Source organism: Acetobacter pomorum, assembly GCF_002738225.1.
Taxonomy (GTDB): domain Bacteria; phylum Pseudomonadota; class Alphaproteobacteria; order Acetobacterales; family Acetobacteraceae; genus Acetobacter; species Acetobacter pomorum.
In genome coordinates, this window is record NZ_PEBQ01000080.1 from 1 (window position 1) to 20707 (window position 20707).

17 protein-coding genes and 2 tRNA genes are annotated in these 20707 nt (G+C 54.4%); 10 read left to right on the plus strand and 9 right to left on the minus strand.

Annotation, left to right across the window (positions count from 1 at the left end; genetic code table 11):
* Nucleotides 1–71 (minus strand) — tRNA-Gly (locus tag CSR02_RS04905).
* A 223-nt stretch (nucleotides 72–294) separates the two neighbouring features.
* Between CSR02_RS04905 and CSR02_RS04910 the strand changes: the two genes are divergently transcribed.
* The 4 genes from CSR02_RS04910 to CSR02_RS04925 all read left to right on the plus strand — a co-directional run bounded on the left by CSR02_RS04910 (nucleotide 295) and on the right by CSR02_RS04925 (nucleotide 3025).
* Nucleotides 295–371, plus strand: a tRNA-Trp gene (locus CSR02_RS04910).
* Nucleotides 372–517: 146 nt separating this feature from the next.
* On the plus strand, nucleotides 518–712 hold the full coding sequence (secE, locus tag CSR02_RS04915; RefSeq protein ID WP_003629800.1) for a preprotein translocase subunit SecE: 195 nt from the start codon (nucleotides 518–520) through the stop codon (nucleotides 710–712).
* Nucleotides 713–716: 4 nt separating this feature from the next.
* Nucleotides 717–1247: a transcription termination/antitermination protein NusG gene (nusG, locus tag CSR02_RS04920; protein ID WP_003629802.1), complete on the plus strand. Its 531-nt coding sequence runs from the start codon at nucleotides 717–719 to the stop codon at nucleotides 1245–1247.
* 143 nt (nucleotides 1248–1390) lie between these two features.
* Nucleotides 1391–3025, plus strand: a complete 1635-nt coding sequence (locus CSR02_RS04925; RefSeq protein ID WP_099540782.1) for an NAD-dependent malic enzyme — start codon at nucleotides 1391–1393, stop codon at nucleotides 3023–3025.
* Nucleotides 3026–3085: 60 nt separating this feature from the next.
* Here CSR02_RS04925 and CSR02_RS04930 read toward each other — a convergent pair whose 3' ends face one another.
* Entirely contained in the window at nucleotides 3086–5053 is a 1968-nt protein-coding gene (locus CSR02_RS04930; RefSeq protein WP_099540806.1) for an alpha/beta hydrolase family protein, read from the minus strand.
* A gap of 164 nt (nucleotides 5054–5217) precedes the next feature.
* Here CSR02_RS04930 and CSR02_RS04935 point away from each other — a divergent pair, with 164 nt between their 5' ends.
* Nucleotides 5218–5880, plus strand: a complete 663-nt coding sequence (locus tag CSR02_RS04935) for a DedA family protein (protein WP_095045769.1) — start codon at nucleotides 5218–5220, stop codon at nucleotides 5878–5880.
* Complete coding sequence (locus CSR02_RS04940) at nucleotides 5877–6827, plus strand: SDR family oxidoreductase (protein ID WP_099540783.1); 951 nt, start codon at nucleotides 5877–5879, stop codon at nucleotides 6825–6827. Before CSR02_RS04935 ends, CSR02_RS04940 begins: the two co-directional genes overlap by 4 nt.
* A gap of 37 nt (nucleotides 6828–6864) precedes the next feature.
* Here CSR02_RS04940 and CSR02_RS04945 read toward each other — a convergent pair whose 3' ends face one another.
* On the minus strand, nucleotides 6865–9213 hold the full coding sequence (locus CSR02_RS04945; RefSeq protein ID WP_099540784.1) for a helicase-related protein: 2349 nt from the start codon (nucleotides 9211–9213) through the stop codon (nucleotides 6865–6867).
* A gap of 318 nt (nucleotides 9214–9531) precedes the next feature.
* Here CSR02_RS04945 and CSR02_RS04955 point away from each other — a divergent pair, with 318 nt between their 5' ends.
* From CSR02_RS04955 to CSR02_RS04965, 3 genes are read left to right on the plus strand one after another with little or no spacing between them, the layout of a single operon-like run.
* The gene (locus CSR02_RS04955; RefSeq protein WP_052013458.1) at nucleotides 9532–10428 is read left to right on the plus strand and encodes a ferredoxin--NADP reductase; all 897 of its coding nucleotides are present in this window, start codon (nucleotides 9532–9534) and stop codon (nucleotides 10426–10428) included.
* A 60-nt stretch (nucleotides 10429–10488) separates the two neighbouring features.
* On the plus strand, nucleotides 10489–11886 hold the full coding sequence (gene gorA / locus CSR02_RS04960) for a glutathione-disulfide reductase (protein WP_099540785.1): 1398 nt from the start codon (nucleotides 10489–10491) through the stop codon (nucleotides 11884–11886).
* Between the two features lie 6 nt (nucleotides 11887–11892).
* Nucleotides 11893–13257, plus strand: a complete 1365-nt coding sequence (locus CSR02_RS04965; protein WP_099540786.1) for a dihydroorotase — start codon at nucleotides 11893–11895, stop codon at nucleotides 13255–13257.
* A gap of 96 nt (nucleotides 13258–13353) precedes the next feature.
* Here CSR02_RS04965 and CSR02_RS04970 read toward each other — a convergent pair whose 3' ends face one another.
* The 3 genes from CSR02_RS04970 to CSR02_RS04980 are packed head-to-tail and all read right to left on the minus strand — an operon-like array spanning nucleotide 13354 to nucleotide 16998.
* Nucleotides 13354–13818 carry a hypothetical protein gene (locus CSR02_RS04970; protein ID WP_099540787.1) on the minus strand — a complete coding sequence of 155 codons (465 nt, stop codon included), beginning with the start codon at nucleotides 13816–13818 and terminating at the stop codon, nucleotides 13354–13356.
* A 16-nt stretch (nucleotides 13819–13834) separates the two neighbouring features.
* Complete coding sequence (locus CSR02_RS04975) at nucleotides 13835–14971, minus strand: DegT/DnrJ/EryC1/StrS family aminotransferase (RefSeq protein WP_099540788.1); 1137 nt, start codon at nucleotides 14969–14971, stop codon at nucleotides 13835–13837.
* The gene (locus CSR02_RS04980) at nucleotides 14968–16998 is read right to left on the minus strand and encodes a polysaccharide biosynthesis protein (RefSeq protein WP_099540789.1); all 2031 of its coding nucleotides are present in this window, start codon (nucleotides 16996–16998) and stop codon (nucleotides 14968–14970) included. Before CSR02_RS04980 ends, CSR02_RS04975 begins: the two co-directional genes overlap by 4 nt.
* Between CSR02_RS04980 and CSR02_RS04985 the strand changes: the two genes are divergently transcribed.
* Complete coding sequence (locus CSR02_RS04985; RefSeq protein WP_099540790.1) at nucleotides 16992–18089, plus strand: MraY family glycosyltransferase; 1098 nt, start codon at nucleotides 16992–16994, stop codon at nucleotides 18087–18089. The genes CSR02_RS04980 and CSR02_RS04985 overlap by 7 nt on opposite strands.
* A gap of 9 nt (nucleotides 18090–18098) precedes the next feature.
* Here CSR02_RS04985 and CSR02_RS04990 read toward each other — a convergent pair whose 3' ends face one another.
* From CSR02_RS04990 to CSR02_RS05000, 3 genes are all read right to left on the minus strand, one after another.
* On the minus strand, nucleotides 18099–18545 hold the full coding sequence (locus CSR02_RS04990; protein ID WP_003629818.1) for a hypothetical protein: 447 nt from the start codon (nucleotides 18543–18545) through the stop codon (nucleotides 18099–18101).
* A 141-nt stretch (nucleotides 18546–18686) separates the two neighbouring features.
* Nucleotides 18687–19103, minus strand: a complete 417-nt coding sequence (locus CSR02_RS04995) for a MarR family transcriptional regulator (RefSeq protein WP_042786323.1) — start codon at nucleotides 19101–19103, stop codon at nucleotides 18687–18689.
* Between the two features lie 155 nt (nucleotides 19104–19258).
* Nucleotides 19259–20695 carry a leucyl aminopeptidase family protein gene (locus CSR02_RS05000; RefSeq protein ID WP_099540807.1) on the minus strand — a complete coding sequence of 479 codons (1437 nt, stop codon included), beginning with the start codon at nucleotides 20693–20695 and terminating at the stop codon, nucleotides 19259–19261.
* Between the last annotated feature and the right edge of the window lie 12 nt (nucleotides 20696–20707).

The window sequence follows — 20707 nt, forward strand, 5'->3', positions numbered from 1 at the left end:
AGCGGACAGAGGGAATCGAACCCTCCTCAGTAGCTTGGAAGGCTACTGCATTACCACTATGCTATGCCCGCACATTTGGTATATTTCTGCCACTAAACGTAACGCTGACATTTTGCAAGTTTGAAGAGAAATTTTTTAACGACTTACCAAAAATGTCTGGCATTTGCTGTTTCCCCCTTGACTTTAAGCCCACAACATATTTTCTTCCGCCACCTGCAAAGGCTGCTGTTAAGTGGCTGGTCAGGCTGGCGGTTATCCGTTATAGCTTTGAACCAGCTACGGCAGACAGGCTGTAGGGGTGTAGCTCAATTGGCTAGAGCGCCGGTCTCCAAAACCGGAGGTTGTGGGTTCGAGACCCTCCACCCCTGCCAGGTTCAGGGTTACAGGTTCTGCGCCGTTGTTTCCGCTTTGTTTTCCATGTTTCAAGGCGGGAAGTCCTGTGTGGAGTGTGTAGTGGGTTCAGGACTGCCGCCGGTAGAAATGCGCCGGTTTTCGTGCAGTGGAGAAAGGGTGCTTCGTGTCGTTCAGTCCCGGTAAGTTCCTGCATGACGTGCGTGCCGAGGCGGAACGGGTCACATGGCCCACCCGCCGTGCCACCCTGGTTACCACTGGCGCCGTTCTGGCCATGGCAGGCATGGCATCCATCTTTTTCTTTTTCGTTGACCAGCTGATCGGTCTCGGTGTGCGTCAACTTTTCGGGCTGGGAGGCTAACGACATGGCCAAGCGCTGGTATGTGGTTCACGTCTATTCGGGCTTCGAAAAGAAAATTGCCCAGCACATTCGTGAAGAAGCAGAACAGAAGGGTCTGAGCGACCATATTGACGAAATCCTGGTGCCTTCCGAGGAAGTCATTGAAGTGCGTCGTGGCCAGAAGGTGAATACGGAACGCAAGTTCTTCCCCGGCTATGTGCTCGTCAAAATGGAAATGACGGATGAGACGTGGCATCTGGTAAAAGATACGCCAAAGGTCACGGGTTTTCTGGGCACCAGAAACCGTCCCACACCTATTTCTGCAGCTGAAGCTGAACGCATTATCAAACAGACAGAAGAAGGCGTGCAGCATCCCCGTTCTGCCGTATCGTTTGAAGTGGGCGAGCAGATTCGCGTGGCAGATGGGCCGTTTACCTCCTTCAATGGTGTGATTGAAGAAGTGGATGAAGAAAAAGGTCGCTTGAAAGTGAGCGTCTCCATTTTCGGACGTTCCACACCGGTAGATCTGGAATACAATCAGGTGGAAAAGCTGTAAAACCGGCCTTTTCACCTACCGAACAAAGGCGGCCGTTGAGCCGCCTTTTTTATTGCCTTGACCCAGACCTGTTGTTTGTCCTCTTCCCCTCATCATAAAAAAACGCTGTAATCCGGCTCAAAATTACAATTCATGGAGTTATCATGCCATCTGCTTCCATGCCCCAACTGCGAGGAATGGCCCTTCTTAACAATGCACACCTGAACAAAGGCACGGCATTTACCGAGGAGGAGCGCCGCCTTTACGGGCTGGAAGGGCTATTGCCCACGCAGGTGGAAAGCCTTGATAGACAGGTGGAGCGTATTCATCGCCATCTGGAGGCCAAACCCAGCAATCTGGAACGCTATATTTATCTGAGCGGCCTGCGCGACCAGAATGAAACGCTGTTTTACAAGGTTTTGATGTCTAACCCGGCCCGATTCGTGCCGATTGTGTATGCCCCTACCCTTGCTGCTGTCTGCCAGCAGTTCAGCCATATCTATCGCCGCCCTCGTGGTATGTATATCAGCTTGGACATGCGCGGCCGGATTAAAGAGGTCCTGCGTAACTGGCCTATGGAAAACGTCCGCTTCATGTGTGTTACCACTGGCGGTCGTATTCTGGGGTTGGGTGATATTGGCGTGAACGGCATGGGGATCCCGATTGGCAAACTGGATCTTTATACGGCCTGCGGTGCAGTCCCCCCCGATTCGCTATTTCCTGTACAGCTTGATATTGGCACCACAAACAGCGCCCTGCGGGCTGATCCGCTCTATCTGGGACTGCGGCGGGAACCTCCCCCGTTAGATGAACTGGATTCTTTTGTAGAAGAATTCATTCAGGCCGTGCAGGATATTTTTCCGCAAAGTTGTATTCATTTTGAAGATTGGAAGGGCACAGATGCCCTTCGTTATCTCAAAAAATATCACGACCGTGTGTTGTGCTATAATGATGATATTCAAGGCACCGCAGCCGTTACACTGGCTGGTTTGATTACCGCCTTAAAAATCAAGAACGAATCTTTGGCCCAGCAACGCTTCCTGTTTCTGGGGGCAGGATCTTCCGGCATTGGCACCGCCGATATGCTGGTTTCTGCCTTGAAACAGGAAGGCCTTTCTGAACAAGACGCCATTGACCGCATTACCTTGATGGACGTAAACGGCCTTTTAGAAACATCGCGCTCTGACCTGCTGCCCGAACAGGAACGATTCGCAAAAAATATGCCGCCATCGCGTGATCTGCTGGGCATGATCAAAACTGTTAAACCCACAGTGTTGATTGGTGTTTCCACCGCTGGAGGAGCTTTTACCCAGGACGTGGTGGAAGAAATGAGCCGACTGAACGAACGGCCTATTATTTTCCCGCTTTCTCTGCCGCAGAAAAATGGGGAATGCACTGCCGAACAGGCCTATGAATGGTCTAACGGGCATGCACTTTTTGCCGCTGGCCTACAATATCCGGAAGTGACGTATAACGACCGCACATTCTATCCGGGGCAAGCAAACAACTTCTATATTTTCCCGGCTTTAGGTTTGGCTGTCTATGCCACCTGCCCCAAGCTGATTACTGATGAAATGGTTATTGAAGCCGCGCAGGCTCTGGCTGATCAGGTTGATCCGGCAGCGCGTGAACGGGGTCGATTGTTCCCACCGCAAAGCGATATTCTGGAAGTATCCATCACCTCCGCCACGCGTATTGCGGAATTTATTTTTGATAAAGGGGCCGCAACAGTGGAACGCCCCAAAGATATTCGGGCATGGATTGAAAATCTGACTTACAAGCCACGCTATGCCGATTGATTCTTAAAAAACGGGCTGAAGGGATAGCTTTTCCTTCAGCCGGGTTTTTCCGATCACAAATCAGTTTTGCGCCGTAAATCCAAACACATGCGCATAAAAATCCAGTTCTGCTGCAAAAGCGGCGAGAACGGTGGCTTCCTTACGGAAACCATGCCCTTCCCCTTCAAATTCTCGTAAAGTCACAGGGGTTCCCGCGGCTTTTAATGCTTTCGCCATGGAATAAGCCTGTTCTGGCGGCACAACTTTATCATCCATCCCCTGTAACAGCAGCACAGGTGCACGAATCTGATCTGCAACAGAAATGGGCGAGCGTTGGAGGTAAAGTGCCTCTGCTTCTGGCCACGGGCCAATCAGACCATCCAGATAGCGGGCCTCAAACTTGTGCGTTTCCTGCGCCAGAGCACGCAAATCAGTTACGCCGTACAAGCTCACACCCGCTGCAAATATATCTGAAACAGCCAGCGCCACCAGTACGGTCATGCCCCCTGCACTGGAACCCCGAATAGCCATCCGATTCGGATCTACACGCCCCGATTCCACAACGGCGCGGCAAGCAGATAAACAATCTGCCACATCCACCACACCCCACTGGCCTTTAAGACGATTCCGCCATGCCCGCCCGAATCCGGTAGAACCCCCATAATTCACATCCAGCACAGCAAACCCGCGAGACGTCCACCATTGGATTTTAAAAGACAACCCTTCCTGCGCCCGCGCCGTAGGGCCACCATGTACCTGCACAATCATGGGGGGTAACTCACCCTTTGGCACACACGCATGCGCATTGGTTGGCGCATAAAAAAAGGCATGTCCCCACAAACCTTCTTCCCCATCCACTAAAAACCGTATCGATTCGGGTATGGAAATATCCGCAACATCCAGTTGTTGCGTAGAAGATTGCCGCAAAACAACCTCAACACCCTTATTCGGCGTTCCCACCACAACGGAAGGCAGCGCATCTGCCGGCGCCTGCAACCAAGCAAAACGGCCATCCCCCAATGGAACGGGGCATTGATCTGGCCTGGCGTGGAAAATGCTGTAATTCTCTGCCGGATTCGGTTTTATCCAGCATGTTGCCTGGCCCTGCGTTACCGCCAAAGCCAGACAGCCCCCATTTTCAAGCGGCTGATAGCTCCTTTGCCCGAACACCCAAGCAGGCTGCCCTACCTCTCCTTCCGGCACAGGATAATGGGATAAGGTTGGACAATTTTTCTGCCATTCCACATTCCATATTGTCCAACTTCCTGAGCGATCCGAGAGAACAAGCAGGTGCCCATCAGATGTCCATTGCGGCTGAATAAGCGATTCGCTGGTGTTTTCGCCCGCAAGCACGCGAATATTTTGAAGACCAGAAATGGCCCCTGAATCATTGCGCTGAACACGTGCAAGACACAGGCGCGTAGCATCCCACGGCATATTGGGATGATCCCATTCAATCCACGCCAATAATGCACCATCTGGTGAGAATGTGGGGGCCGCATAAAAATCGGCTCCCGCTTTTAAAACCAAATCGGCTTTATCAGCTTGGTCATGCAATGCCACCAACGTTGTTTGTGCTTCTCCATCCGCGCGATGATCTTCCCGCACGGCCAGCACTGTTTCAGACGTCACATCAAACTGTAAATCAGCAAACCGAAGCCCTACTTCTCCCGCCAGAAAAATTGCAGAAGAGTCTTCCTCTCTACGCAACCACACATTTCCTGTGCGTTTGTCAGAATACGCAATGCATCCACTTTTTACCGCATAGGCACCGCCCCCATATTCATGCACGCGTGTGGCAACATCTGTATCGGACGCCAATGCTTCTGTTGCACCTTCAGCCTGCGTCCAACGCATCAACACAGATCGTCCAGCTTCTGCCGGGCGCCGTTCCAGCCAGAAAACTGTATTTTCCACAGCCCGAATCTCGGCAAAAGACAGCGTTTTCCCAGCCACCAGATCCGGCGTAACGGGGGAGGGCCATGTGCCACAGGGCATGGGCACAACAGAGGAAGAGGATATATTATTCATGCTACCATTTTTTACCATTCTGGCAGCTTCATCCAGAAAAACATGCACCTAGGCACTGCACGTGTTAAGGATTCTGTCATACGCTCTTACGCAGAATGCTTGACATAACAGAACCTGAACGGTTTCTGCCCTGAGCAGTCTCGTGCTCTGTCTAAATTGGATGTTCTGTTCTGTTACACTCTTTGCACAATTTCTTTTCGGTGGATTACCTAAGCAGCCTTTTCGCCCAATATGGCTATGGGGTGGTGGGGATTGTGGTGATGTTTGAAAGCATGGGCTTTCCGCTTCCCGCAGAAAGCCTGCTTATTACCGGCGCCCTGTTTTGTGCCACAACGCACAAACTGCATATTGAGGGTGTGGCATTAGCCGGTGTGCTGGGTGCCATTATGGGCGACAATTTTGGCTATCTGATCGGCCATCTGGTTGGTTTGAGAGTGCTGCAAAAATATGGCCCTAAATTTGGCCTGACATCCCAGCGCCTTTTGCTGGGGCGGTATGTTTTTCTTAAACATGGGGGGCCGGTTGTATTTTTTGGCCGGTTTATTGCCGTCCTCCGTATGTTTGTTGCCATACTGGCCGGGGCGAACCATATGCCGTGGCATACGTTTCTGTTTCATAATGCGCTTGGTGGTATCTTCTGGGCCGGTGGCTACACGTTTGTTGCCTACATGCTGGGCAATGAGATTCTGCGGCTTTCCGGGCCTCTTGCTATCGCCTTTGGGGTGGTCGCCTGTATTGTGATCGGGTCTTTGTTCATATTCATCAAGCGCAATGAGAAACGTCTGACGGAGGAAGCCATGAAAGCAGCCGAACAGGATGAACGCCTGAAAGGTCTTCCCTCATGACAGGACGCAGAGCATGGCGCGTTAACCACAACCAGCCAGATTTAAAAGGACAGACTGCGCTGGTAACTGGTGGCAACAGTGGTTTGGGTTTTCAGGTTGCTTTAGGGCTTGCCCATAGGGGAGCACGTGTATTGCTGCCCGTGCGGGATGAAAAACGCGGGCGTGAAGCCATAGCCCGTATAAAAACAGACTGTCCGCATGCCCAGATTGTTCCTTTGCACTTGGATCTTTCTTCTCTCCAGTCTGTAGCGGATTGTGCCTCTGCTGTTGCGCAACATGCGGACAGGTTGAATCTGCTGATCAACAATGCCGGGGTTATGGCGCCTACCCACCGCAAGGAAACCAAAGATGGTTTTGAACTTCAGTTTGGGGTGAACCATCTGGGGCATTTTGCCCTGACAGCTCATTTGCGGCATTTGCTGGAAAACGCTCCGGGCGGCGGGGTTGTTGTGAGTGTGGCAAGTCTGGCAGCCTGCAAGGGGCATATCCAGTTTGATGACCTGCAATCCCGCTATCGCTACAGCCCTTTTGGTGCATATCAGCAAAGTAAACTGGCAAACTTACTTTTTGCCATGGAACTGGCCCGCCGCGCGGGTGAGCAGGGGTGGAACCTGCATGCACGCGCAGCACATCCCGGATGGGCCAGCACATCTATTATTGCCAACGGGCAAGCTGCCAGCCTGCCTGCTCCATTAGGCCGCATTGAAATGTTTCTGGGCGGTATTATACTACGCGTTATGGGGCAATCTGCCGCCCATGGGGCAGAACCCATTTTATACGCGGCACTCTCCCCTACTGCGCGGGATGGAGATTATTACGGCCCACAAGGCTACCATGAAAGGCGTGGCCCACCCGGCCCGGCACATATTCCGCCCACGGCGCGCAAGGGCAGTACTGCTGCGCGCCTTTGGGATGTTTCTGAACGGCTGACCAACGTGAGCTGGTAAGGATGGTGCCTACCATCAGCAGGCACCATTTTTATACTCAGAAACGGGATGAACGGCGCGTACGGCTCTGCTGCCGCAATACGCTTTCAATCCAGTCATTCAGCCGGCGTGTTGTATCTTCCGCTTCTTCCCGATCTGGGTAGATGTCGGGGAATCGCAGCGCCAACCAGCGCCATGCTACCAAACGCTTGTGGCGTTTTTCAGCACGTTCCAGTTCTTCACGCCCGGCTCGCTCACTAGAGGGCAAACGCCCTGTTCCCGGTGGCAGCACGCGCCGCCCCGCAGCATGGTCAGCGGCCCAACCCACCAGACGGCGGATGCCATTATCCCGGTCATCCACCGGGCACATTGCATAAGACCAGCGCGTTGTCAGATCCAGCCCGTCCACCCCTTCCAATGCAGAGGCAATAGCAAAAGCCTGCTCCATATCTGACAACCGATAATTTGGATCATCCTTACGCAGCACGGCGCGGTGAATACGCGAGAGAACACCGTACAGGCTTTCAGACCCAATTTCTGCCGCCACAGCTTTTACAATATCCGCATCGGGCTGCACATATGGGCGCAGATCATCCGGCTGCTCAGGATCAGCTTCCAACTGCCGCCGAATAAAAGTTGGGCTACCGGCCCCAGAAAGAACGGCAACAACACCGGTTTCATGCTTACCAAAACGGCCAGCACGCCCACCAATCTGTTTTACCTCCTGCACGGTTAAATCCCGCGTCTGGCGGCCATCATATTTCTTCAGGGCCGCAAACACTACACGCTTGATGGAAAGATTAAGCCCCATGCCAATGGCATCCGTGGCCACCAGAATATCGGCTTCTCCATCATTAAAACGCTGGGCTTCAGCGCGCCTTACCTCCGGGCTGAGTGCGCCATATACAACGGCAACACGTTTGCCATGCTGAAGCAATGCAGCGCGCAAATCCAGCACCTCACGGCGGGAAAACGCAATCAGTGCATCCCCTGCTCCCAGATCAGCTAAGCGCACAGGATGGGAGGCCGCACGCAGCGGACTTTTACGTTCCAGAGAAATTTCATCCAGCGGATCACCACACAATTCGGCAATACGCCGCACCATGGGAATACAGTCTGGTGCCCCCAGTACATATAAGTGGCGCGCAGGTGCCCCCATAATGGCGGCTGTCCATGCGGCACCACGGTCTGTATCAAACAGCATCTGGGCTTCATCAATAACAGCTACATCTACGGGGTTGTAAAACGGGCACATCTCTACCGTGGCCGCCAGATGCCTGCTGCCCGGCACAACAATCCGTTCTTCCCCAGTGGAGAGAGACGCCTCAACCCCTCTGGAAGCCAGCGCCTCCCGGAACTCATGCGCCAGCAATCGCAACGGTGCCAGAGCCAAGCCACTTTCGGCCTGTGCCAATGCATTCAGGGCCGTATAAGATTTACCGCTATTGGTTGGCCCTGTTACAAGGGTGATCTGCCGGTTAAGCGCCCGCGCTGTACGAAAATGCGCGGCATACCGGTCCAGCGCTGCCACGCGTGCAATAACGGAATTGGCCACCTTGCGGCCCATATCCGGGGCTGTTTTGGGGCCACCAAATTCTGGCCCATGCCCGTTGTCTCTACGCCATTCACCCAGCTTGCCACGCAGAGCCACCAACGCGGCCGGATCAAACTCCCACCGTTCACGCCCACTGGATTCGCGCACCTTTCGGGCAACTGGCAAACGGTTTTCTGCAATCCAGCGCAACGCCTCCCGCTGGGAACAACGCAGCAGGCGCGGCACCTCGGCAAATGGCACAAGACTTTCTTCCCACTCCCGTAATTGCGCTTCTTCTTTGTCACGCTTTTGCCGGGCGGTCTGTTCTATTTTACTGGCAGCCTGATGCCTCCGGGCCTCGTCCCGCCGCGCTGTTTCAAGAAACGGATCTCCCTCCGGCAGGCCAAATGCCACGGCAATGGCCATAAGCAGCAGATCTGTCTGATCTGGAGAAAGCACGCGCCCTGTATCCACCAGATCGGCCTGCACTGTTTCAAACACCGCTCTGGGTGTTGCTGCATACCCACGCAGGCGAGACTCGGCCACTGGCGCAAGGGCACGCTCCAGTGCCTGATCATCAGCCTGTGGATCTGTAATACCAGAAACAGCTTCTTCTATTTCTTCCCGGCTGATCCAGATACGTCCGCTACGGCGTGTTTTATCCAGCAAGCGGGAAATCCAGCGCTTGCGCCGTACCTGGCACAAAACCTGAAGGTATGTTTCATCCGGCACTTCATGCGCACCGGGCTGAAGGTTACGGGCAAGGCGGCGAAGAACCTCGTGTTCTTCCTTGGCCTCTGGGGCAATGGTAGTGCGGGCTACAGCGCAGGCAAGGGCCTGACGAGCTGGAGAAGCAGAGCTGTCTGACGTCATACTTTCTCTCTTGCGTCATCCTGCGGGCCGGAACAATGCCTTGGCGGTCTTCTTCATGCAAAATAAATCAGAAACCTGCCTTGCCCCCACGGCCCGATTTGGCCATTGTGACGCCCCCAACCTACCCAGCAGACAGAAGCAGCAGGCGGTTTTCAGCCAGTTACGTGTTGCGCGAACACGTTGTGTGATGAATTTACACTGGCATTAGACGCCTCACCCTTCTAAAAACGCCGCCAGCAAGAAATTCACGGTGTTTTTGCATCTGGCATGCAAAGGCACATTGTTCTGATCTGCTACAAGCGGAGTACATAGCGGTCCATGTCTGAAACCATGCTTGAAAACGATATCCTGCCACGGATGTCTGCCTCTGAAGTGCCCAGCGGCCTGCTGCCTGTTGATGGACAGGAAGGCGTGTGGCATCTGGCCCCGCCAACCAAGGAATACGGGCACCTTTACCCTGCCAAGGTTCTGACCGTTCATCACTGGACGGACCGCCTGTTCAGCTTCACCACCACCCGTGACCCCGGCCTGCGCTTTGAAAACGGCCAGTTTGCCATGATCGGGATTGAAGTAGACGGCAAGCCCCTGCTGCGTGCCTATTCCATTGCATCCCCCAACTATGCGGATGAAATGGAATTTCTTTCCATCGCTGTGCCCAACGGCCCGCTGACATCCCGCCTGCGCCACGTAAAAGTGGGTGATACGGTGCTGATCGGCCGCAAACCAACAGGCACGCTGTTGCTGGATAACCTGCGCCCCGGTCGTAACCTGTATTTCCTTTCCACCGGCACAGGGCTGGCTCCGTTCATGAGCCTGATCAAAGATCCAGAATGTTACGAACGGTATGACCACGTTATCCTGACCCACACCGTGCGTCTGTCTGGTGAACTGGCATATTCCAACCATATCCGCCACGAACTGCCGCAGCACGAGTTCCTTGGTGAGGAAATCAAGGAAAAGCTGCTGTATTACCCGGCTGTCACGCGTGAAGACTTTGCCGTAACAGAACGCATCACCAAGCTGATTGAATCGGGCAAGATCTTCAAGGATCTGAACATTCCTGAACTGGACCCCGAACATGACCGTGTCATGATCTGCGGTTCACCAGAAATGCTGGCCGATACGGAAGCCCTGCTGCGTGCGCGTGGGTTTGATGAAGGCAACATGTCCACCCCCGGTGCATACGTGGTGGAAAAAGCGTTTGCTGAACGATAAGGCACACGTTTTTATGCCCCACACCGCCGCTTAAAACACATTATTAAAGGAGCGCTCCCCATGAGCTATGATTTTGATCTTCTGGTTATTGGGGCGGGCTCCGGCGGCGTGCGATGCGCGCGCATTGCGGCCAGCCACGGTGCGCGCGTTGCCATTGCAGAAAGCCGACACTGGGGCGGTACCTGTGTAAATTTGGGCTGCGTGCCCAAAAAGCTGATGGTACAGGCCAGTGAATACGGCGATATGGTGGATGATAGCCACGGTTTTGGCTGGACCTCCACCCGCGGCACGCATGACTGGGGCAAGCTGATGGCCGCAAAGGACCGGGAAATTACCCGCCTGAACGGCATTTATGTCTCCATGCTGGAAAAAGCCGGTATCACACTCCTGACCGGCCATGCCCGTTTTGTAGATGGACACAGTGTCCGCATTGAACCTTCCCCCCTTGCGCCGGATGAAGCCCCCCGCACCGTTACGGCACAACGCATTGTTATTGCCACTGGTTCCACACCCGTAAAACCTGACATTCTTGGCGCAGAGCTGGCCATTACATCTGACGAGGCCTTCCACCTGCCGCAACGGCCAGAACGGGTGGTTATTATTGGCAGCGGATATATCGGGTTGGAATTTGCCGGTATTTTTGCTGGCCTGGGCTCCAAGGTCGATCTGGTTTACCGGCGTGATCTGCCCTTGCGCGGGTTTGATGAAGAAATGCGCAGCGCCATGGCAGAAGCCATTGATGCGCGCGGCATTACACAGCACCGCCACACCCAATTTACCGCCATTACCAAAGAGGGCACAGACCTTGTGCTCACGCTGGATAATGGCCAGCACCTGCGCGCAGATTGCGTTTTTATGGCAACAGGCCGACGCCCTAAAATTGATGCTCTGGGGCTAGAAAATACTGCCATCACCATCGCAGATAATGGCCGCATCAAGGTGGACACCAATAGCGAGACAGCCCAGCCGGGTGTTTACGCCATTGGGGATGTGACAGACCGTATCAACCTTACCCCCGTTGCCATTGCCGAAGGCCATAATCTGGCAGACCGCCTGTTTGGCAAAGAGCCTGCGCGCCAATGGTGCTACGCTACAACCCCCAAGGCTGTTTTCTTCTCTCCTCCGCTGGCAACTGTCGGGCTAACAGAGGAAGAAGCTGCCCGAAATGGCGTGGTGGATATTTATTTCACGCGCTTCACCCCCATGCGCCACACTCTGACGGGGCGTAAACGTAAAACGGTTATGAAGCTGGTTGTTGACCAGAAAAGCCAGAAAGTTGTGGGCGTACATATCTTGGGCGATGATGCACCAGAAATGCTTCAGGGCGTGGCCATTGCCGTAACGGCTGAACTGACAAAAGCAGATTTTGACCGCACAATCGGTATTCATCCCACATCGGCTGAAGAACTGGTCACCATGCGGACCCGCACGCGGGAAACCCCAAAAGCTGAAGGATAATTCCCCATGTCACCTTCTGACCTTTTTATTGGCAACCAGCGTGGCCCGTTTGATCTGGCGCTAAAAGGTGGCTCCGTTGTGCTGCCTGATGCCACGGTGGAAACCACAGTTTACGTTAAGGATGGCACCATTGCCGCTATTGGCGGACAAGCCGACGCCGCCCGCACCATAGACTGCACGGGGCTGACCATTCTACCTGGGGTAATCGACACTCAGGTTCATTTCCGTGAGCCGGGGGCCGAGGAAAATGAAAACCTCGAATCCGGCAGCCGGGCAGCCGTGCTGGGGGGCGTTACGGGCGTGTTTGAAATGCCCAACACCAAACCCACAACCTCCACCCCAGAAGCAGTGGCAGACAAGCTGGCCCGCGCAAAAGGCCGCATGTGGTGCGAACATGCCTTTTACGTTGGGGCCACGGTTGATAACGCCGACCAATGCGGTGAGCTGGAAAAACTCCCCGGCACCGCTGGTATTAAGGTTTTTATGGGGTCTTCCACTGGCAGCCTACTGGTTTCGGAAGACAGCATGTTGGAACGTGTGCTGAAATCTGGCCAGCGGCGTGTTGCCATTCATGCTGAAGATGAAACCCGGCTGAAAGAACGCATGGGGGAACGTATTGAGGGCGATCCTTCATCTCACCCGGTTTGGCGGGATGATGAAACAGCCCTACGTGCCACCACCCGCGTGTTGCATCTGGCCCGCAAAACGGGCCGGCGTGTGCATGTGCTGCATATTACCACACCGGCAGAACTGGTGCTGATTGCCCAGCACCGTGATGTAGCAAGCTGTGAAGTGACCCCCCAGCATCTGACACTGGCGGGAGAGGAAGCCTATGCCCGTCTTGGCACACTGGCACAGATGAACCCCCCTATCCGCTCCGGTGCGCACCGTGAGGGTCTATGGTATTGGGTCTCACAAGGGCTGCCGGATGTAATTGGTTCAGACCATGCTCCCCATGACAAGGAAGCCAAAGCCCGCACCTATCCGGCCTCGCCTTCTGGCATGCCGGGCGTGCAAACGCTCCTGCCGCTCATGCTCAATCACGTTGCACACCACCGGCTGACACTCCGCCGTCTGGTGGACCTCACATCCGCAGGCCCGCAGCGTTTGTTTGGTTTGGTGCGCAAAGGCCGCATTGCCGTTGGATATGATGCTGATTTTACAATTGTGGACCTGAAAGCCCAGTGGACAATCAAGGAAAACTGGCTGGCCTCTCGCTGCGGATGGTCTCCCTTCACGGGAGATACCGTAACAGGCCGCCCGGTTGGCACCATTATCCGCGGTCATCAGGTGATGTGGGAAGGAACATTGGCAGACAAAGCCGTGGGGGAACCTTTCCGTTTTGATGCAACGGACAGGCCTGCTGGCTGAATTTATTTCCAGCACGGTCATTCAGCGCACAGCAAAAACCCCTTCTGCCATATTGGCAGAAGGGGTTTGTTTTATACTGCACAACGCTTTTGAAAATCAGGGAAAACTGGAGCGCTTGTAGGGATAGCGATCAACCATCATCCGCAAAGGGGCAAATTCCTTGTTGGAAAAAGCTCTGTAATGCACCTGTGACCCATCCGGGTTTTCAACAAACACGGTAGAGTTCCAGTCCGCAGCACTAATACCGGTCCACAGTGTCAATACCAGAGCTTCTTTGCCCTGCGCATCATTGAGCACCATCCGCGCATCACCCGATGAAGGCGGTGTGCGCGTTAAAGGCCCCCATCCTCCTTTGTTATCCTGAAACCAGTCATTCACCGTTTTCACTTCGTCAGGGCTTAGGGCACGTTTGCGGTGCATGGGGCCAACATCAATCGTGCCGCTGGTCACCTGCGGAAAGGAAACCGGCCTCAGGTTCGGCAAAGCCACTTTCCAGATCAGTGCTGCTGTACTGAGCGTAAAAATAAAAAAGCCAATAATAAAAGCCGTCTCTTTCCGCATTATCTATATCTTTCTCTTACCCACGCACCGCAGCAATAACGCGGGCCACTTCTGCATCTGTCAGTTCCGGGTGAATGGGCAACGCCAGAATGCGCTGTGCCAGATCTTCTGAAACCGGCAGCGCCGTTCCATCATGATGATCACGGTAGGCGGGTTGTTTATGCAGCGGCAGCGGGTAGTAGATGGCCGATGGCACCCCATGTGCCTTCAGGCGTGCCTGCATCTGTTCACGCTCTGCACTGTTTTTCAACAAGATTGAATAAATGGCCCATGCGCTCTGACTATTGGGCACACGCGCTGGCACCTGCACCACGTCTTTCAGGCCCGCATCATACTGGCAGGCAATTTCCTCACGACGTGTCAGCTCACGTGCAAAATCGTCCATCTTGGCCAGCAACACGGCAGCTTGCAGCGTATCCAACCGCCCGTTCATGCCCGTGCGCAAAACCTCATACCGTGTTGTGCCTTCGCCATGTGTGCGCAGGGAGCGATACAGGGCCGCACGTTCTGGATCATCCGTCAGAATAGCGCCGCCATCTCCGTATCCACCCAATGGCTTAGACGGAAAGAAGGACAATGTTGTTGCTGTGGCTTCCCGCCCTAATGAGGCGCCATTCAGCTTTGCCCCAAAGGACTGTGCACAATCCGCCAGCAGAAAAAGATCTTCCTCCTGCGCAATGGCGCGCAAATCTGCCCACGGCGCAGGCTGGCCGAACAGGTCCACCCCAACAATGGCGCGAGGCTTCAGCTTTCCTGCCTTCCGCACGGCACGAATACGGCTGCGCAGGTGCTCTGGGTCAATCTGGAAAGTGTTTGGGTCAACATCCACAAAAACAGGTGTGGCCCCCAGCACCAAAGGCACCTCTGCTGTGGCGGTGTAGGTAAATGCTGGCAGGAACACGGCATTGCCCCGGCCAATCTGCTCGCCCATCATGACAATCTGCAGAGCATCCGTGCCGGATGAAACACCCACACATTCTTGCGCACCGCACCATTGAGCAAGGCGTTGCTCCAACTCCAGCACCTCTGGCCCCATTACAAAGCGGCAATGCGCCAAAACAGCTTCCAACCGCTGCCGCAATGCGGGTTCCAGCCGTTTCTGCTGGGCTGCAAGATCAAGAAAAGCGATCGGCCTGTTTTCTGAATTATTCATAATGCCACCTGCTCATTGCCATCGGCCTGCGCCTGTCCGCTGTGTACAACACCCGCAGCCATAGCGCCAGATACCGCAGATTCTGGCGCCAGGGCACGCACCTCTCCTGCTGGGTTATGATCGAATTCCGGCACCAGCAATGCCAGAATACGCAAAGCTGCCTGCACATCACCTTCACGCGCATAGGCCGTAATCTGGTCCACCGCCTGGCGTATCTGCTCTAAATCCACCAGCCGCGGCGTGGCCATCAGTAACCCCGGCTCATCAGTTGGCACTGGGGCCTCCCGACCATGAAACAGTTCCTCATACAGTTTTTCACCGGGCCTGAGGCCCGTAAAACGGATGGCCACATCTTCATCAGGGCGCAAACCGGCCATATGGATCATCTGCCGGGCCAGATCTACAATGCGGACGGGTTCTCCCATATCCAGCACAAAAATGCCGCCATGCCGCAACAGGTCATCGGTGCCCGACCCATCATGACGGCGCATACCGCGCACGCTGGCCTGAAGCACAAGCCCCACGGCTTCTGGCACTGTCATGAAATAGCGGCGCATTTCCGGATGCGTAACCGTAAGTGGGCCGCCACGCTCTAATTGACGCCGAAACAAGGGCACAACAGAGCCTGTAGAGCCCAGCACATTACCAAAACGCACGGTAACGCAGCGCATGGCATCTGGCTGGCCCGATGCACGCGCACGCACATCCAGCGCCTGACAGTACATTTCCGCCGCACGCTTGGAAGCCCCCATCAGGCTGGAGGGATTTACGGCCTTGTCTGTTGAAATCACCACCATGGCCAACGCTCCATGGCGGGATGCCGTATCGGCCACCACACGCGTGCCATGCACATTGGTCAGCAACCCTTCTGCGGGGTTTGCTTCCACAATTGGCACATGTTTCAAAGCTGCGGCGTGAAACACCAGTTCTGGGCGAAACCGGGCCATAACCGCATCAAGCCGTGCTTCATCCCGCACATCGGCCACAACCACTTCACGCGGGACATGGGGGGCACAATCCGCCAGTTCCACATCTATTTGCCACAACTCGAACTCACCATGATCGAGCAAAATCAAATGTTTGGGGCCAAGCAAGGCAATTTGCCGGACCAGTTCGGAACCAATGGTGCCCCCTGCCCCCGTTACCAGAACAGTACGGTTGCCTACCAGCCGCTCCATCCCTTCCCGATCCAGAGGCACCTGCGGACGATTGAGAAGATCTTCCAACGGCACAGGCCGTAACTGCACACGCTCGGCTGGGGTAAGATCTGTTAAAGCAGGGGTACGCAATACAGAAATCCCATGCACAGCCGCAGCATCCAGCACATTGGTTAGCGCACGCCCACGAAAGGAAGGATCTGTCACCACCAGGGATTCGGGCAGCACATTGTTTTTTGCCAGCCGATCCAGAATGGCACCAATATCCTCCACATGCCCCAAAATGGGTACGTTATGGATACGTCGGCCTGCCTGATGGGTGCCTAAGGCTACCAGCCCTACAACCCGGATACCGGCCTCCGGATTACGTTCCAATGCACGTAGGTACAGATCGGCAACCGTATCTGCACCTATCAGCACCACACGCCGCAGGTTGGCACGCCGGAGGGCCATTCTGTGCGCCAAACGATACCCCACACGCAGCCCACCCAGCATAACAAGCAGAACCAGTGCATAAATAACGGGAAATGTCAGACTGGGCAGCGGAAAACCCACCGCCACCAAACCACATGAAAATAGCACGGAACTGGCAATGGAGGCCCCGGCAATACCCAAAAGGTCTGAAACACCGGAAAACCGCCAGTACTGTTGCGGCATACGGAATGGCAGCCCGCTGACAAGCAGCGTAATTGCCCCCCCAGCCAAAAACCAGAGCGGGTGCAGTAATCCATCCTGCGGGGCCGCCAGCCACCGTGCCAGAGGTGCGGCAAGTGCTGCCAACACGCCATCAAGCAGGATATTTACGGCTATCCTGTTTACTGGGCGTAGGCGCGGATTACGGTGCAGGGGCTGAGAGTGTTGTGATGCCATTATCTTGCACCTATAGCGTAGCACCTGCCATCCTAGAAGCGGCTCAACCGGACGACTGTCTTTTCATGTCTTTTTCTTTTTCCTGTGTGGCAATTTTCTGCCTTTTTGGTGCCTGTATTCTTTCTGCCTGCATAGTGCGGGGTATGATTGGGCTTGCAGTTATGGATACACCAGGGCACCGCAGTGCTCATGATACGCCTACCCCCAAAGGGGGCGGTGTAGGCGTTATGCTGGCTTTTGCTGGTGTGCTGCCAGTTCTTATGTCTCTTACCGGCCTGCCACTTTTTTCTCTGCCTGCCTGCACGTTGGCGGCGGCCACGCTTTTATTATGTGCCGTTTCATGGCTAGATGACATTTATCAGTGGTCCCCGGCCATTAAATTTGCCGCACAATGTGCAGCAGCCTGCCTGGTTGTGGCTGGAGGCATGGCGCTACCTTGGCCCACCCCTTTTGTGGGCGCCATTCTTTCTGTATTGTGGCTGATATTTATCACCAATGCCGTCAACTTTATGGATGGATTAAACGGGCTGATTTCTGGCTGCCTATGTATTGCAGCTTTATGCATAGCCGCGTCTGCCACTTATCTGGGTGTGCCAGCCTTACGTTGGCCCGCTTTACTTATGGCTTTTTGTCTGGCTGGTTTTCTGCCTTTCAATTTTCCACACGCACGCATTTTTCTGGGAGATGTGGGCAGCCAAGGATGCGGGTTACTAGCTGGTGCCGCTGCACTCTATATTGCCGCACGTTCCCCCTTTCCCTCAGGTTGGGTTGTTGGGCCTGCGCTGCTGTTTCCATTGATTTATGATGTAATTTTCACCCTGATCCGCCGCAAACTGGCCAGACATTCCTTGGTACAGGCGCATCGTGGGCATTTGTATCAGGTGCTCCACCGTAGCGGCCTATACGCTCCCGCCATTTCCTGTATGGAATGGGCCTTCACACTTTGGGGAATGATTATAGGCTGTTTTGTTGCACCCATGCCTGTTCTGGCAGGGAGTCTGATAGCTTTTTTACTTGTCTGCCTGCCACAACTTGTATGGACAGCCTTTGCCATTTTACGCACGCGCCAACACAAGATTGGCGCGTGGTAACCACAGTTTTTATTTTTCCAGAGTCAGGGTAAGCCCCTGTGCAGACCCGGCAAGACGAGCCCCCTGAGAAATGGTTTCGATCTTGATGCGCACGCCATTCTTGTTTTCCAGAACAGCGCCCCCCAAGCCCTGACCCAATGTGGCCTCACCATGTGCTGCACCGTAAGTACCATTAAAATCTGATAAACGATGCAGATTATAAACTGTGCCTTTTCCCTCAATTTTGGAATAGCCAACAGCCGCAATGGTGCCACCGGTAATAGAGAATTTGTACGTCTTGCCACCGTACCGCAGCCTGCCACCACCCCAAGTATAACCAACCCCGATATCAGCAGATCTTGCTGTTATGGTCACTGTAGCAGTGGGTGAGCCCATGGCATCTTCAGCATGGGCAACAGGAATAAAACTGGCTGATGCCGCGAGCGCTGCCGCAGCAAAAAATGAAGAAAACCGCATGAAACGTTCCTTCCTTCTGGTTATCTGACTGATATATCAGCCTGCCGCTTGCATTATAAAAGCAGCAGGCTGTTCAGAAACTCCTGAAGAAAAAACGTTTATTGATTACAAAGGTTTCAAACCGGGTTGACCAGCAAAAACTTACGCAGCCATTACGCGGCGCACGCGGCGCGTTACCGGTTCACGCTCGGCAGAACGCTGCGCCTTGCGAGCGGCATTTTCTACGGCATCACCCATAATGCTACGAATTTCCTTCAGGTAAGCCGCACCTTTGGGTGTACGCTGCACCAGAACAGAGCGACGGTCCAGCGGATCTACCTTACGGCGTGCCAGATCCAGTTCACTCAACCGGTCCAGTGCACGGGTGATGGCAGGCTTGGAAACATTCAGGCTGGATGCCAGACCACGCACAGTATGGCCGTTTTCATCCAGATAGCATGTCAAAAACACCGCCAACTGACGGGCGGACAAATCCGGCGCATCTCCACGCACCAAGGACACAATGGTGTCCCGCAGGGTTTTGGCCAGATCCTCTGTTTTTTCTGCGACCTGAGGCATGAGTTTCACTTTCCTTTTGCTGCCCGTTCATCCTGATCCCTCAGTCATGAACGATATGTTTGTGCGTCCTGTTACAGAACGAATCCCCTTGAAATTTCATATAGGAGTCGAAACGACTCTTTTAAAGTATGAGTGAAAGCATATTACCTCTGCTTTTATGACACCTTTATGGCAGCTTCACTCTGCTTTTTTACAAAAAGATTTGTAATGGCCTTAAAAACTGCCCGAACTCCGGGAGAATCCCCACCTTTTGGCCGTCCGGGCCGGGCGCTGTCATTCCATGCATAACTATCGATATGCACCCAGCGCTGGCCTGTATTTACAAAACGTTCAAGAAATAATCCGGCAGTAATGGCGCCCGCCATAGGTTTTGATGAAATATTACTGATATCTGCAACAGAACTTCCTAACCATTCCCGGTAACCCTGCCACAAGGGCAAGCGCCACATGGGGTCTGCCTCCTGCTGCCCGGCTTCCAGAAATGCGGCAGAAACCGCATCATCATTACAAAGCAAAGCAGGCAGGTCTGGCCCAAGTGCTACACGTGCAGCCCCTGTAAGGGTTGCAACATCCAGCAGCAAATCGGGTTTCTGTTCTCCTGCCTCGCAAAGCAAATCACATAAAACCAGACGGCCTTCTGCATCTGTATTGCCAATTTCCACTGTCAGGCCGGATCGGCTGCGCACCACATCCAGCGGACGCATGGCATGGCCAGAAACACTGTTTTCCACACAGCCAAGCCGCACTTCCAACCTTACAGGTAAATCCTGCGTCATAATCAAACGCGCAAGTGCCAGAACTGTTGCTGCGCCCCCCATATCCTTTTTCATGCGCAGCATGCCGCTGGAAGGCTTGAGATCGTACCCCCCGCTATCAAAACACACGCCCTTGCCGACCAGAGAAATCAGTGGAGCCTTTTTATCTGCCCCGCTTCCCTGCCACTGTGCCACCACCACACGCGGGCCTCGGTCTGAACCATTCCCCACATGCGCCAGTAATGGATAGGCCTTATCCAGCGCGGTTCCTTTTATAACGTCTACTTGCGCATCAAATGCCTTGAACACAGATTTGGCAGCCCGCGCCAGATCAGACGGCCCCAAAAGGTTGGCCGGTGTATTGATCAGATCACGCGCAAGCCAGATGGAACGCGCGGCTTCCGATGCCACGCCTGCACGCTCCTGCGCTGTGACCACCAACCGCGTTGTGGGTTTTGACGGAGGCGCAGACTTCAGCCCATAATGATAGGCCCCAAGGCAGAAGCCCAGAACAATGTCATGCCGTGCGATATCATCTGGGGCTTCCACCTGCCAGTCTCCCGCAGGCAGGTCCTGTGCAAGAGCACCAAAAGCAAAGGGATCAACCACGCCTTTTTCTGGCGCCCCAAACAATGCCACCGGAGCACCACTTGCATCTGGCACCATAACCAGTTGGCCAGGGCGTGCTTTAAAGCCGCAATTTTCTGCAAAAGCCACAGCCTGCGCACCTATCTTGGCCTCTAAACGCACCTGTTCTGACGGGCGAACAACATGAACAGTCCGCACTTTGCTCCCTCGGCGGGATACAACTAGGCAATCAGCTTCACGAACAGGCATGAACATCTCTCC

Coding starts and splice junctions, on each gene's coding strand:
- CSR02_RS04985 (WP_099540790.1), top strand. CDS start 16,992: ATGCCATTATCTTGCACCTATAGCGTAGCACCTGCCATCCTAGAAGCG.
- CSR02_RS04995 (WP_042786323.1), bottom strand. CDS start 19,103: ATGCCTCAGGTCGCAGAAAAAACAGAGGATCTGGCCAAAACCCTGCGG.
- CSR02_RS04955 (WP_052013458.1), top strand. CDS start 9,532: ATGTCTGAAACCATGCTTGAAAACGATATCCTGCCACGGATGTCTGCC.
- CSR02_RS04945 (WP_099540784.1), bottom strand. CDS start 9,213: ATGACGTCAGACAGCTCTGCTTCTCCAGCTCGTCAGGCCCTTGCCTGC.
- CSR02_RS04930 (WP_099540806.1), bottom strand. CDS start 5,053: ATGGTAAAAAATGGTAGCATGAATAATATATCCTCTTCCTCTGTTGTG.
- CSR02_RS04975 (WP_099540788.1), bottom strand. CDS start 14,971: ATGAATAATTCAGAAAACAGGCCGATCGCTTTTCTTGATCTTGCAGCC.
- gorA (WP_099540785.1), top strand. CDS start 10,489: ATGAGCTATGATTTTGATCTTCTGGTTATTGGGGCGGGCTCCGGCGGC.
- nusG (WP_003629802.1), top strand. CDS start 717: ATGGCCAAGCGCTGGTATGTGGTTCACGTCTATTCGGGCTTCGAAAAG.
- CSR02_RS04980 (WP_099540789.1), bottom strand. CDS start 16,998: ATGGCATCACAACACTCTCAGCCCCTGCACCGTAATCCGCGCCTACGC.
- CSR02_RS04970 (WP_099540787.1), bottom strand. CDS start 13,818: ATGCGGAAAGAGACGGCTTTTATTATTGGCTTTTTTATTTTTACGCTC.
- CSR02_RS04990 (WP_003629818.1), bottom strand. CDS start 18,545: ATGCGGTTTTCTTCATTTTTTGCTGCGGCAGCGCTCGCGGCATCAGCC.
- CSR02_RS04925 (WP_099540782.1), top strand. CDS start 1,391: ATGCCATCTGCTTCCATGCCCCAACTGCGAGGAATGGCCCTTCTTAAC.
- CSR02_RS05000 (WP_099540807.1), bottom strand. CDS start 20,695: ATGCCTGTTCGTGAAGCTGATTGCCTAGTTGTATCCCGCCGAGGGAGC.
- CSR02_RS04965 (WP_099540786.1), top strand. CDS start 11,893: ATGTCACCTTCTGACCTTTTTATTGGCAACCAGCGTGGCCCGTTTGAT.
- CSR02_RS04940 (WP_099540783.1), top strand. CDS start 5,877: ATGACAGGACGCAGAGCATGGCGCGTTAACCACAACCAGCCAGATTTA.